The sequence below is a fragment of the Amycolatopsis pretoriensis genome (genome assembly GCF_900107925.1).
GTDB lineage: Bacteria > Actinomycetota > Actinomycetes > Mycobacteriales > Pseudonocardiaceae > Amycolatopsis > Amycolatopsis pretoriensis.
This window is the reverse complement of record NZ_FNUJ01000002.1, coordinates 441,138-454,275: the sequence shown is the minus strand read 5'-3', so window position 1 is coordinate 454,275 and position 13,138 is coordinate 441,138. Positions and strand designations below refer to the sequence as shown.

General features: G+C 72.8%; 12 protein-coding genes. 7 read left to right on the top strand and 5 right to left on the bottom strand.

The genetic code is table 11. The features are described 5' to 3' along the window. Positions 1–35 precede the first annotated feature (35 nt). Positions 36–1,865 (top strand): OmpL47-type beta-barrel domain-containing protein, encoded by a 1,830-nt coding sequence (locus tag BLV96_RS09095; protein ID WP_086675098.1) that lies wholly within the window; start codon positions 36–38, stop codon positions 1,863–1,865. Here BLV96_RS09095 and BLV96_RS09090 read toward each other — a convergent pair. Continuing rightward, a complete protein-coding gene (locus tag BLV96_RS09090) occupies positions 1,849–2,418 on the bottom strand; it encodes a TetR/AcrR family transcriptional regulator (RefSeq protein WP_086675097.1) in 570 nt (189 codons plus the stop codon). The two genes, BLV96_RS09095 and BLV96_RS09090, sit on opposite strands and share 17 nt — an antisense overlap. An 80-nt stretch (positions 2,419–2,498) precedes the next feature. Between BLV96_RS09090 and BLV96_RS09085 the strand changes: the two genes are divergently transcribed. Both BLV96_RS09085 and BLV96_RS09080 read left to right on the top strand, forming a co-directional pair. Further along, positions 2,499–3,410: an NADP-dependent oxidoreductase gene (locus BLV96_RS09085; protein ID WP_086675096.1), complete on the top strand. Its 912-nt coding sequence runs from the start codon at positions 2,499–2,501 to the stop codon at positions 3,408–3,410. A 70-nt stretch (positions 3,411–3,480) separates the two neighbouring features. Continuing rightward, positions 3,481–3,726, top strand: a complete 246-nt coding sequence (locus BLV96_RS09080; RefSeq protein WP_086675095.1) for a hypothetical protein — start codon at positions 3,481–3,483, stop codon at positions 3,724–3,726. A 19-nt stretch (positions 3,727–3,745) separates the two neighbouring features. On the opposite strand, the gene BLV96_RS09075 is transcribed toward BLV96_RS09080, so the two are convergent. The 3 genes from BLV96_RS09075 to BLV96_RS09065 all read right to left on the bottom strand — a co-directional run bounded on the left by BLV96_RS09075 (position 3,746) and on the right by BLV96_RS09065 (position 8,390). Then, positions 3,746–5,287, bottom strand: a complete 1,542-nt coding sequence (locus BLV96_RS09075) for a hypothetical protein (protein WP_244180112.1) — start codon at positions 5,285–5,287, stop codon at positions 3,746–3,748. A 2-nt stretch (positions 5,288–5,289) separates the two neighbouring features. Then, complete coding sequence (locus BLV96_RS09070; protein WP_086675094.1) at positions 5,290–7,263, bottom strand: hypothetical protein; 1,974 nt, start codon at positions 7,261–7,263, stop codon at positions 5,290–5,292. Between the two features lie 266 nt (positions 7,264–7,529). Continuing rightward, positions 7,530–8,390, bottom strand: a complete 861-nt coding sequence (locus BLV96_RS09065) for an SDR family NAD(P)-dependent oxidoreductase (RefSeq protein ID WP_086675093.1) — start codon at positions 8,388–8,390, stop codon at positions 7,530–7,532. A gap of 129 nt (positions 8,391–8,519) precedes the next feature. On the opposite strand from BLV96_RS09065, the gene BLV96_RS09060 reads away from it, so the two are divergent. The 4 genes from BLV96_RS09060 to BLV96_RS09045 all read left to right on the top strand — a co-directional run bounded on the left by BLV96_RS09060 (position 8,520) and on the right by BLV96_RS09045 (position 11,857). Then, a complete protein-coding gene (locus BLV96_RS09060; protein WP_086675092.1) occupies positions 8,520–9,374 on the top strand; it encodes a helix-turn-helix transcriptional regulator in 855 nt (284 codons plus the stop codon). 329 nt (positions 9,375–9,703) lie between these two features. Further along, positions 9,704–10,048: a DUF3253 domain-containing protein gene (locus tag BLV96_RS09055; RefSeq protein ID WP_086675091.1), complete on the top strand. Its 345-nt coding sequence runs from the start codon at positions 9,704–9,706 to the stop codon at positions 10,046–10,048. A gap of 9 nt (positions 10,049–10,057) precedes the next feature. Beyond that, positions 10,058–11,032 carry an ArsR/SmtB family transcription factor gene (locus BLV96_RS09050; RefSeq protein ID WP_086675090.1) on the top strand — a complete coding sequence of 325 codons (975 nt, stop codon included), beginning with the start codon at positions 10,058–10,060 and terminating at the stop codon, positions 11,030–11,032. Positions 11,033–11,353: 321 nt separating this feature from the next. Continuing rightward, complete coding sequence (locus BLV96_RS09045; RefSeq protein ID WP_091388971.1) at positions 11,354–11,857, top strand: hypothetical protein; 504 nt, start codon at positions 11,354–11,356, stop codon at positions 11,855–11,857. 4 nt (positions 11,858–11,861) lie between these two features. On the opposite strand, the gene BLV96_RS09040 is transcribed toward BLV96_RS09045, so the two are convergent. Beyond that, positions 11,862–13,034, bottom strand: coding sequence for an FAD-dependent monooxygenase (locus tag BLV96_RS09040; protein WP_086681686.1), 1,173 nt, complete (start codon positions 13,032–13,034; stop codon positions 11,862–11,864). Positions 13,035–13,138 lie beyond the last annotated feature (104 nt).

The window sequence follows — 13,138 nt, the reverse complement described above, 5'->3', positions numbered from 1 at the left end:
GCCCCCCATCCTTCTCCCAGGAAGGGTTCCCCGCGATGTCCCCACGACCGATAGCCGTGCTGCTGACGGCTCTTCTGGCGGTGCTCGGGCTGGCTACCCCGGCGGCGGCGCTGGCGGCGCCGGTCCAGACGCTGACCTGGACCGGGAACAACAGCACCACCGAATACGCGTCCGCGCCCAGTGGCGCGCTGCCGGGCGAGACCACGATCGTCTTCGAGAACAGCGAAGCCACCGGCAACACGACCGGGATGTCGCACACCCTGACGTTCGACACCTCGACGCCGGGCTACAACCACGACGTCTCGCTGAACATCCTGGCCAACCCCTTCGACCCGCAGAACGGGCGGCACGAAGCCGTCGTGACGCTCACGCCGGGCAAGTACCGGTACTTCTGCACGATCCCGGGCCACACTTCGATGGTGGGGGAGTTCGTCGTCTCCGACGGTGGCGGCGACACCACCGCGCCGACGGTGACGGCTTTGGTGGCGGGTAACCGCGACTCGTCCGGCAACTACATCGAGTCGGCCACGGTTTCGCTCTCGGCGACCGACGCGGGCTCCGGCGTGGCCTCGGTCGAGTACCAGCTCGACGGCGGCTCGTGGACCACGTACGCGGCGCCGGTGGTGGTGTCCGCGGTGGGCATGCACATGCTGCACTACCGGGCCACCGACGTCGCCGGGAACACGTCTCCGGAAGGGATGGAGCACTTCACGGTCGTCGAGGGGCAGGGCGACACGACCCCGCCCACGGTGACCGCGTCCCTCTCCGGTGACCGGGATTCGGCGGGCAACTACCTCGACGTCGCCACGGTCACCCTGACGGCGACCGACGCGGACTCCACGGTCGCTTCGGTGGAGTACCAGCTGGACGGGGGCGCGTGGACGGCGTACTCGGCACCGGTCGCGGTGACCGGGGCGGGGGCGCACATGGTCCACTTCCGGGCGACCGATGCCGCCGGCAACACGTCCCCGGAGGGCATGTCGAGCTTCACGGTGGTCAAGCGCGACACGACGGCGCCGACGGTTTCCGCCGCGGTGACCGGAACCCAGGACGCGGACGGCAACTACGTCGGCAAGGCCGTGGTGACGGTGACGGCTTCGGACGCCGGGTCCGGCGTCGCCGCGGTGGAGTACAAAGTGGACGGTGGAGCGTGGGCGGCCTATTCCGCGCCGGTCCAGGTCACTTCGGCCGGGGCGCACACGGTGGGTTACCGCGCCCGGGATGTCACCGGGAACGCGTCTCCCGAGGGGAGTGTGGCGTTCACGGTGGTCGCGGGCGGGGACACGACCGCACCGGTGATCTCCATGGGGGTGACGGGCGACCAGGACGGCAACTGGGACTTCGTCGGCCGGGCGACCGTGACGCTGACCGCCGTCGACCCGGAGTCCGGCGTGGCTTCGATCGAGTACACAGTGGACGGTGGAGCGTGGACGCGGTACGCCACGCCGGTGGTGATCACCGCGCTGGGCGAGCACACGGTACGGGCACGGGCCACCGACGTCGCCGGCAACGTCTCGGCGGAGGCGCCGGGGACGTTCACGGTGGTCGCGGCCCCGCCGCCGCCGGACGCGTGCCCGGTCTCCGACACCCGCGAGACCGTGGTGATCGGCGAGATCGACAGCCAGGTCGTGAACATCGACATCGGCAACGGCTGCACGCTCAACGACGTCATCGACGCGAACGCGGAGTACGCGTCGCACGACCGGTTCGTCAAGCACGTGAAGGCGGTGACCCAGGAGCTGGTCGGCAGCGGGGTGCTGTCCTCGGGTGACCGCAACCGCATCGTGACGGCGGCGATCGAGTCGGACATCGGCGGCGCTCCCACCGCCGGTGCCCGGGCCAACGACGTCAGGAAGCTGCTGTAGCGGCCCGGACCTGGTGCAGGGCTTGGCGGACGGCCTCGCCGAAGGCGGTTTCTTCGGCGGGGCCGCACCAGCGTTCGTAGGCGAGCGCCATGACGAGCGCGCCGAGCTGGGCGGCCACGCGTGAGGCTGGATCGGGGACACCGCGCTCTTCGAGGGCTTCGGCCATCGCCGCGGTGAGCCCGAGCCCTTTCAGGGCTTCGCGTTCCCGCAGTTCCGGGTTGGCGGCGATGACGACCCGCCGCCGGGCGCTGAACTCGCGGCGCTCGGCGGTGAAGGCTTCCCGGCCGACGACGTCGAGGGCGTGGGCCACGGCTTCGAGCGGAGTGGCGGTGGCGGGCGCGTCGGCGATGCCGCCGGCGAGCAGGCCGGCCATCGCGTCGCCGCCGAAGAGCACCTCGCGCTTGTCCGGGAAGTGCCGGAAGAAGGTGCTCTTCGTCAGCCCGGCGCGTTCGGCAATCTCGATCACGGTGGTGCTTTCGTAGCCGCGTTCCTCGAACAGGTCGAGCGCGGCGACGACGAGCCGCTCCGGGGCGTGAGGCTGCCAACGGGCCATGCTCCCGAGTGTACGGGACTTGGTCCCGTCAGCTCGTGTACGGTGATGGGACCAAGTCTTATCACTCTGGAGGTGGCTCAGTGAGCCGTGCGGTCGTTTACGAGGAGTTCGGCGGTCCGGAAGTCCTGCAAGTGCGCGAGGTGCCGGAGCCGCACGCGGGGCCGGGCGAGATCCGCGTCCGGGTGGCGGCGGCCGGCCTGAACCCGATGGACTGGGGCCTGGCGGCGCACGCGAACCTGGCGGCGCAGTTCGGCGTGACGGTGCCGTCGGGGTTCGGCTACGACTTGGCGGGGATGGTCGACGAGGTCGGCGACGGTGCCACGGGCTTTTCGGTGGGGCAGCGCGTGTTCGGCGGGGCGATGGCCCGGGCGGCGGCGGACTTCGCGGTGGTGCCGACGCCGGCCTCGACGCTCTGGCCGACACCGTCCGGGATTTCCGACGTCGTGGCGGCCACGCTCCCGGTGGCGGGCCTGACGGCGGCAGCGGCGCTGGCGGCGATCGGCTTGAAGCGCGGCGACACGGTCCTGATCGGCGGCGCGGCGGGCGGGGTGGGGGTGTTCGCGGTCCAGCTGGCGCGCTTGGCGGGCGCGCGGGTGATCGGCACGGCTTCCGCGGAGACGTTCGACTTCCTGCGGGAGCTGGGTGCTTCACCGGTTGCGTACGGTCCGGGGTTGGCGGACCGGGTCAGGTCGTTCTCGCCGACCGCGGCAACGGACTTGTTCGGCACGGAAACGGCCTCGGCGGCGCTGTCGCTCGGCATCCCGCCGGAGCGGATCTCGACGATCGCGGCGGGTCCCAATCCGCCAGGCGGGGTTCGCGCCACGGGTGGCGTCGACGCGGGGCCGGCCGAGCTGAAGCGGATCACGGACGCGATCCTGTCGGGCGACCTGGTGGTGCCGATCGCGGCGACGTTCGCGCTCGAACGGGTGCGCGAGGCGGTGGAACTGCAGGCGAGCCGCCACGTCCACGGCAAGGTGGTGCTGACCTTGTGAGGACGGTCGTAACGGTCGCCCTGCCGTCGGCGACTGCGGAAGGCAGACGAACCGACAGGAGATCACCGCGATGGCCGAAACACTCGCGCAGCTCGGCATCATGGCCGCCCACGAGGTGCGGCCCGGCACGGAAATGGATCAGGTCGTCAGCCGGATCCTCGAGGCGGACGATGCCGACGAAGCCGACCTCCAGATGAAGTACGAGACATTGGTGGCCGTCTACAAGCTGAAGCGGCTGCTGACCTGGACCTTGGTGGTCATCCCGCTGATCCTGCTCGGTCTCGGGGTCGTCCTCTACCTCGGCGCCGCGCGGTAGCCCGGCGAGCCGCGGGGGGTCACGAGTACGTCCAGTGGCCGAGCCACGACTCGCGCCACGCGACCGTCAACTCGCTCACCCCGTCCACCCCCGACCGGTCCACCTGTGCCTTCCACGCCTCCTCCAGCGACGCGCACAGCTTGGACGCCGGCAGCTCGACACCACCCGAAGCGAACTGCTTCAACACCGACTTGGGCACCGCCAGCTTCGCCTTGCCCCGGACCACCGACTGCTCCGTCGCGCGGCAGATCAGGTACTCGACCGTGGCCGAATCCCCGGCCGAGGCCACCTGGGCCAGCGCCCGGTACAGGCACTCCAGCGGCGCCGCCAAACCCCGGTGCTGGCGGGCGATCTCCCACGACACCCACACCGCCATGCTCTCCGGCATCTGGTACGGGCGGTACGGCAGCGCCGGGCCCGCGAACGTCTGGTAGTCCGCCGTCGGGTCGGCGAACGACCCGCCTGCCTCCTCCGGGTCCGGGGGCAGGCCCAGCCGCTTGAACAGCTCGCGCAGCAGCTTCTGCGGCCGGGCCGGGGTCGAGGACTCGCCGAGGAGCTTGGTCAGGATGCGGTTGAGCCGGTCGGCCGCCACGCCCTGGACCGACAGCTGCAGGTGGACGAACGCCACGTCCGACAGCGTCGTGCCCGCGCAGCCGACCACCCCGACCTGCGGGTAGCGCTGCAGGAACGACACGATCGCGTGCGTCGAGCCGATCCGCGCCGGGCCGACGAACGTCACCGGCAGGCACGTGCCGATGCGCTGGCGGGACCGGAGATCTCCCTTGTACAGCGGGGAAAACTCGCCGTCAGCGTGGTAGACCTCGAACCAGTTGCCCTGCCGGTGCCCCGGCCGCGTGTCGGCGAGCCAGAAGCTGAACCCGTGCTTCTCGCACAGCTCCCGGAACCGGTCGGCCAGCTCGAACCGCGCCGCCGCGGACACGTCGCGCAGCGCGATCGCGAACCGGACCGCCAGCGACGCGCAGGGCGGCGCCACCTCCTTGCGCGTGCGCAGGTCGTGGTTGCGGGTCTTCACGATCGTCGGCAGCTGGGCCGGGCACTGCAGCGACAGCAGCGGCGCGTCGATCAGCCCCGCCGCCGCGTCGGCGATCTCCCGCACCAGGTCGCGGACGGCCAGGCCGTGCCACTCGCAGACCTCGCGCGCACCCGGGTCGACCGCGATCAGGCCCTCGAACGTCTGCGCGGACTCGTAGATGAACGTCGGGTTCGGGGACGTCGTCTGGTGGAAGACCCAGCCACCCGCGTTCTCCTCCGGGCGTTCCGCCGGCTGCCGGCCGTCGCTGTGCTCGACGGCTTCGGTGCCGTCCAAGGGTTTCCGAGTGCGGGTGCCGATCACGACACCGGCGCCGTTCGTGGCCGAGCACAGCGTCTCGAGGAACACCGCGCCGTCGGTGTCCGCCGACACGAGGTCGCGCAGGTAGCCGTGGCGGGCCAGCGCGTGGTGCACCTCGAAGTCCACCTTGGTCACCGGCTGCCGCGCGATTTCGAAGCCGGCCCGCGCGAGGTCGGCCACGTTCCGCACGGAGACGCGCTGGCTGCGCACCTTCACCACCCCCCGGACGAGTCGAACCGGACGTCGGCCTCGAGGGGCTTGCGGCGGTCCCACGCGCCGGTGCCCGCCCACCGCGGCGCCCCGATGCGGGACAACGGGATCGCCGACTCGCGCCACGACGCCTGGCCGAACAGCACCAGCGCGGCGAGCACCGGCAGCGCCACCGCGACGGTCAGCGTGGTCTGCACGACTTCGCCGCGGCTCTGCGTCGCGACGGCCGCGGCGAACGCGGCGACGGCCGCGATGCTCAGCTGGACGAGCGCCTGCGGCAACGTCCCGAGGTAGCCGAGCACGGTCCGGCGGGGCGGCAGCGACAGGCGGCTGTAGAGGAAACCCGGCAACAGCAGCAGCATCGTGATCACGGACTGGCCGTCGCCGATGTGGCCGAGCGCGTCGGTGGCGGCCCGGCCGTAGGGCCACGGGCTGCCCACGAGCATCCAGCCGAGCACGAACGAGACCGCCGCGACGGCGAGGGCGTAGAACGTCACGTTGAGCGGGCCGGACTTCGTGGAGTCCTTGAGCACGAGCGTCGCGCGCACCCGGACGTGGTCGCCGCGCGGGTCGCGGCCGCCGGAGCGGCGCCAGTACGCTCGCGCCTCGTTGTCCGCGATGCCGTTGACCAGCACGAGGTCCTGCCCGAACTCCCGGTCGGTCAGTTCGCGCGCGGCCTCGCGCAGGTTCGCGGCGGTGAACTCCGGGTGCCGCCGCAGCGAGTTGTCCAGTTCGTTGGTGCCGGTCCGGACCGCCTCGCCGGTGGTGGCCGCGGCGGCGAGCCGGTGGCAGGCGGGCAGGCTGCGCGGGGACAGCTCGACCCCGGACTGGCCGGCCTCCCACTTGCGGCGCCGCAGCAGGTCGGCCAGGCGCCGCAGCACGGTCTGCGCCTGCAGCTCGAGGATCTTGTGCCGCGCGCCGTCGGCTTCCTGCAACGGAGCGGCGTCCTGCCGTTCGGCCAGCGAGACCAGGTCGTCGGCGAGACCGTCGACCAGGTGGGAGTCGGCGTCGGTGGACAGGTACATCCGCGAGATCTCCGCCTCCGGCGCGGTGCCGGCCACCAGGTGGTAGGACTTCAGCGTCGCCGGGATCGTCGTCTCGTAGCTCACGACGTACCCGCGGCGGCTGGAGGCGAGCCGCCGCCACTGCTCCTGCGCGGCGGGCCGCCGCGCGTCGACGTGCAACGGCGTTTCGTAGCTGAGCCGGTGTTCCTCCACCGAGTCGTCGAGGGCGACCACCAGCATGTAGTCGCGGACCGCGACGTTGAGCAGGTACGCGTATTCGACCAGCAGGTCGGAACAGCCGGCGAGGATGTCCAGCGCCAGTTCGCGGCACTGGCGGCCGTAGCCGGGGACCGTGCCGCCGGTCGGGGCCAGCGTGAACTCCTCGTCCGGGTGGTTCCGTTCGGTGAGCAGCGTCAGCAGCGCCTGCTGGATGAGCCAGCGGGGTTCGTGCACCTGGAACAGGAAGGTGTTGAGCTCGTGCTTGGCGGTCTGGGCGTTCTCGTCCCCGGCGAGGATCCCGCGCAGCAGCCGGTAAAGCCCGGCGGCGACGAGCCGGGACGCCTCGTGCTGGGTGAGCCGCGGCAGCTTCTGGCCGGAGCTGTCGAAGACGTCGACGGGGGAGACGTCCCGCCGCGGCAGCCGGGCGAGCGGCACCCACAGCGACCGCTGCCGCGCGGGCCGCGAGGCGGCGCGCTCGCCGTGTTCGCGGCCGATGAGGTCCTGCAGCTGCGCGGTCGCCTGCCGCTGGCCTTCGTCGAGCAGCTTGAGGCTGACGTCGACCTCGGTGCTGCGCCGGGCGGTCCCGTGCTCGACGACGGTGAGCCGTTCGGTGAGCCGGCGCACGTGGTTGAGCCGCAACGAGGTGTCGAGCAGGGCCAGCCCGACCGCGGCGCCCTGCCGCGACAGGCGGGGCGGGGCGCCGGGGATGGGAATGGTCTCGATGGCGTGCCGGAGACTGTCGATGCCGTCCACTCCTGTGAGAGTAGGAGGTACGGGTGCCCGATACGAGAAAACGCGGAATTCCTACCGGGCTGCCCGGCGGGCGTGTCGCGTGCGGAGCCGCAAGTCGGGGAGCTTCCGCGCGAGTTCGACCGCGCGGATCGGGCGTCGCCCGCGAACCGGGTCCCACCGGCCTAGCACCGGCCGCACCGGCCGTCACCCCACGCGGGTGCCGCCTGCGGAGTGCCGCACCCGGCGCCTGGATCTCCTCCGCGCACGAAGGCCGGCGGCGATCGGCTCTACCGGGCTGCCGCTTCGACGAGGCCGGCGGTCGCGTCCCACAGGCGGCGGGCCAGGGCCGCGTCGAGGCCGGCCTTGCCCGCCCGGCGCACCGCCGGCCCGCCGCGCAGGCCGCCCGGTCCGGCCGGCCCGACGTAGGCGTTGCCGGGGACGTCCGCGGTGGCGGCGTACAGCACCGACAGCGCGCCCTGTTCCGGTGAGTTGGTCAGGAACCTGAAGCGGTTGACGACGTTCGACCGCGAATGCGCGGCCAGCGCGGTGCGGGCGATCCCCGGGCTGGCCAGCACCGAGCGGACCGGGCTGCCCGCCGCGTCCAGCCGCCGCTGCAGCTCGAGGGAGAACAGGACCACCGCCAGCTTCGACGCCTGGTAGGCGGCCATCCCGTGGTAGGCCCGGGTCCGCCAGTCCAGGTCGCCGAGGTCGAGCTCGCCTCGGCGGTGCAGCTGGCTGGTGACGTGCACGACCCGGTCGGTGACGTGCCCGAGCAGCAGGTTCGTCAGCAGGAACGGGCCGGTGTGGTTGGTGGTGGTCTGCCGGTCGAGCCCGTCGGCCGTCCGCGCGGCGGGCACGTCCATCACACCGGCGTTGTTGACCAGGACGTCGAGCGGGCCGGACCACGAGCCCGCGAACGCCCGCACCGACGCCAGGTCCGCGACGTCGAGCGGCCGGACGTCGAAGGTGCCCGGCAGCCCGGCGACCGCGGCGCGGGCCTTGCCGACGTCCCGCACGCCCAGCACGACCCGGGCGCCGGCGCGGGCGAGCTCCCGCGCCGTGATCAGCCCGAGGCCGCGGCCCGCCCCGGTGACCACCACCGTCCGCCCGGTCAGGTCCGGCAGGTCGTCCGTCGTCCACTTCGCCATTTCCGCTCCTCGCTCGTCGGTCGATCGCCCGGCCAGTGAATCCACCGGCCACGGGTGGAGGAAGGACCCGCTCAGCCACTGACTCGCAGACCGTGGCCGAACCGGGCGCGGGCGTCGACGATGGTGACCATGAACCAGACTTCCGACCGCGCGGCCCTGGGCGAGTTCCTGCGCACCCGGCGCGCGGCGCTGCAACCGGCGGACGTCGGGCTGCGGCACGGGCACCGCCGGCGCACGCCGGGCCTGCGGCGCGAGGAGGTGGCGGAGCTGTGCGCGGTGTCCGCCGACTACTTCGCCCGGCTGGAGCGCGGCACCGGCCCCCGGCCGTCGGAGCCGATGATCGCGGCGCTCGCCCGCGGCCTGCGGCTGACCCCGGAGGAGCGCGATCACCTGTTCCTGCTCGCCGGCTACCGCACCGCCCGGCGCGACCTGCGGTCCCGGCACGTCGGCCCCGGGCTGATGCGGATCGTGGACGGCCTGGCGGGTGCCACCGCCCAGGTGATGGGCCCGCTGGGCGAGACGCTGCTGCAGACGCCGTCCGCGGTGGCACTGCTGGGCGACGAGACGCGGTACACGGGGAACGCCCGCTGCGCGGCGTACCGCTGGTTCACCGATCCGGCGGCCCGCGAGCGGTACGACCCGGCCGAGCACGAGAAGAACAGCCGGATCACCGTGGCGCAGCTGCGCGGGGCGGTGACCCGCGACGGACCGGGCTCGCCGGCGGCGGAGCTGGCCGACGTCCTGCGGCGGGCCAGTGACGAGTTCGCCGGGCTGTGGGAACGCCACGAAGTGGGCCTGCGGTGGAGCGAAACCAAGCGGTTCGCGCACCCGCAGGTCGGTCGGCTCGAGCTCTATTGCCAGGTGCTGCTGGAGCCGGACGAGGGCCAGTCACTGCTCGTCTTCACCGCGACGCCGGGGACGGAGAGCCACGAGAAGCTCGCCCTGCTCGGGGTGCTCGGTACGGAGAGCTTCGCCGCGGAGTGAAGTCCGGTCGCGACTCCACAGTGGACGTCCACTGTGGAGTCGCTCAGTTCGGCTCACCCTCGCCGATCCGGAGCACCGTCGCCGCGCGGGCGTTCGGGACGGCATTCTGCCGCCGCGTGGCGGCCGCGGGCGTCCAGCAGCGGCAGCCTGCCCGGCTGGCGCCGTCGGCTTCGACGAGTCCTACACCGGAAACCACCTCGACCCGGAGGGTTCGACAGTGCGGGCAACCGCAACTACGCCCAGTTCATCGAGGTAATAGACGCGAAGATCACCGCGCTCGGCTCGTCGGGCGGCTCGGTGCGTCGACGTGATCGGTGCGATGCTGGGGTATGCCCGAGCAGCCGGGACCACGGCGTGAACTGCAGCGGATCCGCGACGGCGGCGGTCCCGGCGCGGCCGAGGCCCGCACGGCGCTGACGGCGTCCGCCCCACCCGATCGGCTCCGGGCCGCGATCCTGGCCCTGGCGACGGCGCGCGGGGCACAGAGCAGCACGTGCCCTTCGGACGCGGCGCGGGCGGTCGCCGATGACTGGCGTCCGCTGCTGGACCAGGCCCGCGAGCTGGCCCGCGCCCTGGCGAAGGCCGGCGCGGTCCGGCTCACCCAGCGCGGCCGCCCGCTCGACCCGGACGGCGACTGGTCCGGTCCGATCCGGATTTCGGTGGTTTTGACGTAAAATCGGGCCGTGATCGAGCTGGTGCTGGGAACGCTCGACCTGGCGAAGGTGCGGTTCGCGCGGTCGCCGATGGAGGAGCTGCGCAACAGCGTCTACGTGCTGGCGGGCCGCCGCGGCGCGGACCTGCACCGCCCGTGGATCGCCATGGCCCGGCCCCGGCTGGCCGGCCTGGATCTGAGCGTGCTCTTCACGCTGCTGTCGCTCGAGCACGGTTTCCCCGGCTTCCTGAACCCTATGACCGAGCCCGGCGAGACCTTCGCCGACCAGCTCGACCGCGTGCGCGCGACCGACGACGCCGGCGTCCGGTGCTACTTCGACGAAGGCTGGGCGCCCGGCGAGGTCCCGGCGATCCTGCGCCCGCTGTACGACGACCCCGCGCGCGAGCTCGGCCCGTTCTGCGACCTGCTCGCCGCGTACTGGCGCGCGGCGATCGAGCCGGTCTGGCCACGGCTGTGCGCGCTGCACGAAGCCGACTTCGCCCACCGGTCCACCACGCTGACCGGCGGCGGTCTCGCCAGTCTCTTCGACGACCTCCACCCGCGGATCGAGTACGCCGGCGACGTGCTGCGGGTGTTGCTGCCCCACCACGAAGTCCGGCACACGGTGAACGGCGTGGGCGTCCTGCTCAAGCCGAGCGCGTTCATCTGGCCCCGGCTCAGTGTCTGCGACGGCCACGACCAGGTGTCGATCGGCTACCCGGTCCGCGGTGTCGGCCGGTTGTGGGAGGAGGCCCCGGTACCGCGGGCGCCGCTGGCCGAGCTGGTCGGCCGCAGCCGGGCGGCGCTGCTCGCGCTGCTCGATCTGCCCCGGTCGACGACGGAGCTGGCGCAGCACTTGGGAGTCACACCGGCGACGGTGAGCGAGCACCTCGCGGTGTTGAGGGTGAATCACCTGGTGCGGTCCCGGCGGAGCGGCCGGGTGGTGCTGTACGAGCGCACCGAGCGCGGCGCGGGGTTGTTGAGCGACGATTCGGTATCGCCTTAGGCGGCGCGCTCGCCGGGTGGTACTTGCGCGGGGCGCCGGCCTGCTGCGCGGCTGTTCGGTGCCGCCTCAGGCCCGTGCCCGCCGACCTGCGCGCTCGCCACGTGCGCCGGGCGGCGATTCGGGGCTGCCTTGCGCGGCGCGCCTGCTGTGGCGGCCGGCGCGTCCTGGCGAGCGCCCCTCACGGCGATTCGGTGCAGCCTTGGGGCCGTGCCTGCCTCAGCCCCGTGCTCGCCCCACGAGGATTCGGTGCTGCCCTAATCGTCGCGCCGCCCTCGCCTGCCCGCTCACCATGGGCTCACACCGAGGGCGGGGAGGGCCGGGATGCGCAGGGCCGAGGTGGCGGACGCGGTGGTGCGGATCATCGCGCGGGAGGGACTGGCGGCGGTCACCGCCTCCGCCGTCGCCGCCGAGGCCCGGCGTCCGGCGGAATGGGCGGTGCACCAAGCCGCCGCCGAAGAGCTGTTGCTGCGCCTCACCCTCACCAACACCGTCGACGCCGTCGACCGCCGGATCGCCGCCGCGTGGCACGAGCCCGGCCTGCTCGGCACCCTGGCCGGGCAGCCCACACCGGATCTGGCCGCGCACCGGCCGTGGCTGGGCCTGCTCGTCCGCTCGGCCGCGGGCCCGGACCTCGCCGACCCCGTGCGCCTGCGCTTCGGTGCCCTCCACCGGGAGCTCCGCACGCGCCCCGCCGAACCGGTGCCCGGCACCGAAACCCGCGCGGCTTCGGCGCTGGTGGACGGCCTCACCGCGCACGTGCTCATCGGCGCGTGCACGCCCCGGGAGGCGGCCGACACCCTGGCCGCCCACCGGCACCGGTGTTGAACGCTCAGGGGAAGTCCGGCAGCGTCAGGGCCGTGTGCTCGGGCCGCGGGCTGCCCGACGGCGACTTCGCCAGCTGCCGGAGGGCCGTGTTGCGGCGTCGCAGGTCCTCCGCGGTCGCGGGGAAGAGCGTCGACTTGCCTTCCGACACCGTGGCCTGGTTGCGTTCGACGAAGTCCCGCGACCGGCTTTCGTAGGCCGCGAAAGCCGCGGTGTGGTCCGGGATCGTGGCCAGGGCGTGCCCGAGCACGTACGCGCCGACGAGGGCGAGGCTGGTGCCCTGCCCGGTCAGGAAGGACGGCGCGTGGGCGGCGTCGCCGACGAGCGCGACGCGGCCGTCCGTCCACCGTGGCATGTGGATCTGGCTGACGACGTCGAAGAAGAGGTCGTCGGCCGCGCGCATCGCCTCGACCATGCGCGCGGTTTCCCAGCCCTCGCCCGCGAACGTTTCGGCGACCAGGTCGCGCTGCGCCTCGGGGTCGCGGAACGCCTCGATCGGCGGATCCTGCCGCGCGAACACCAGGAAGCCGTGGACCGCTTCGCCGTCGAGGACCGAGTAGAGCGCCGCGCCCTTGCCCGGCGTGCTCCACGCGAGGCCCTCGCGGTGGAGGCCGAGGACGTTGGGCATGGTGAACCCGGCGAAGCTGTAGCCGAGGTAGCGGTGGAACTGCTTTTCTTCGCCGAAGACCAGCGCGCGGGTCTGCGAATGCAGACCGTCGGCGCCGAAGACGAGGTCGTAGGTCTCCTGCCGGCCGCCGCGGAAGGTGACGTCGACGCCGCCCGCGTGCTGCGCCAGGGTTTCGACGCTGTCGCCGAAGCGGATGTCGGTGTCGTCGCGGATCAGGTCGTACAGCGTGCGGGTCAGGTCGCCGCGGCGGACTTCGACGTCCTCGCCGTCGGTGCCGCCGGCGATCGCGTTCGGGTCGAGCGCCGCGATCTCGCTGCCGTCGGTGTCGAGGAAGACCAGCCGGCGGGTGGCGACGTGCAGGTCCCGCAGGCGGGGGAGGATCCCCATCCGCCGGGCGGCGTCCAGGGCCGTGCCGCGGACGTCGATGGGGTAGCCGCCGTCGCGCAGGACGGGTGCTTTCTCGACGACGGTGACCGCGAAGCCGGCCCGCCGCAGCCAGTGGGCGAGCGCGGGACCGGCGATGCTCGCGCCGGAGATGAGTACGGTCTTCATGAGAACCCCCGATAGCTAAGTTAGGTATCTATTTCGTGGGTGCGACAATGCCGCGAGAGCGCTGCGGCATGACGCAACTATATACCTAAGTTAGCTATCTAAGG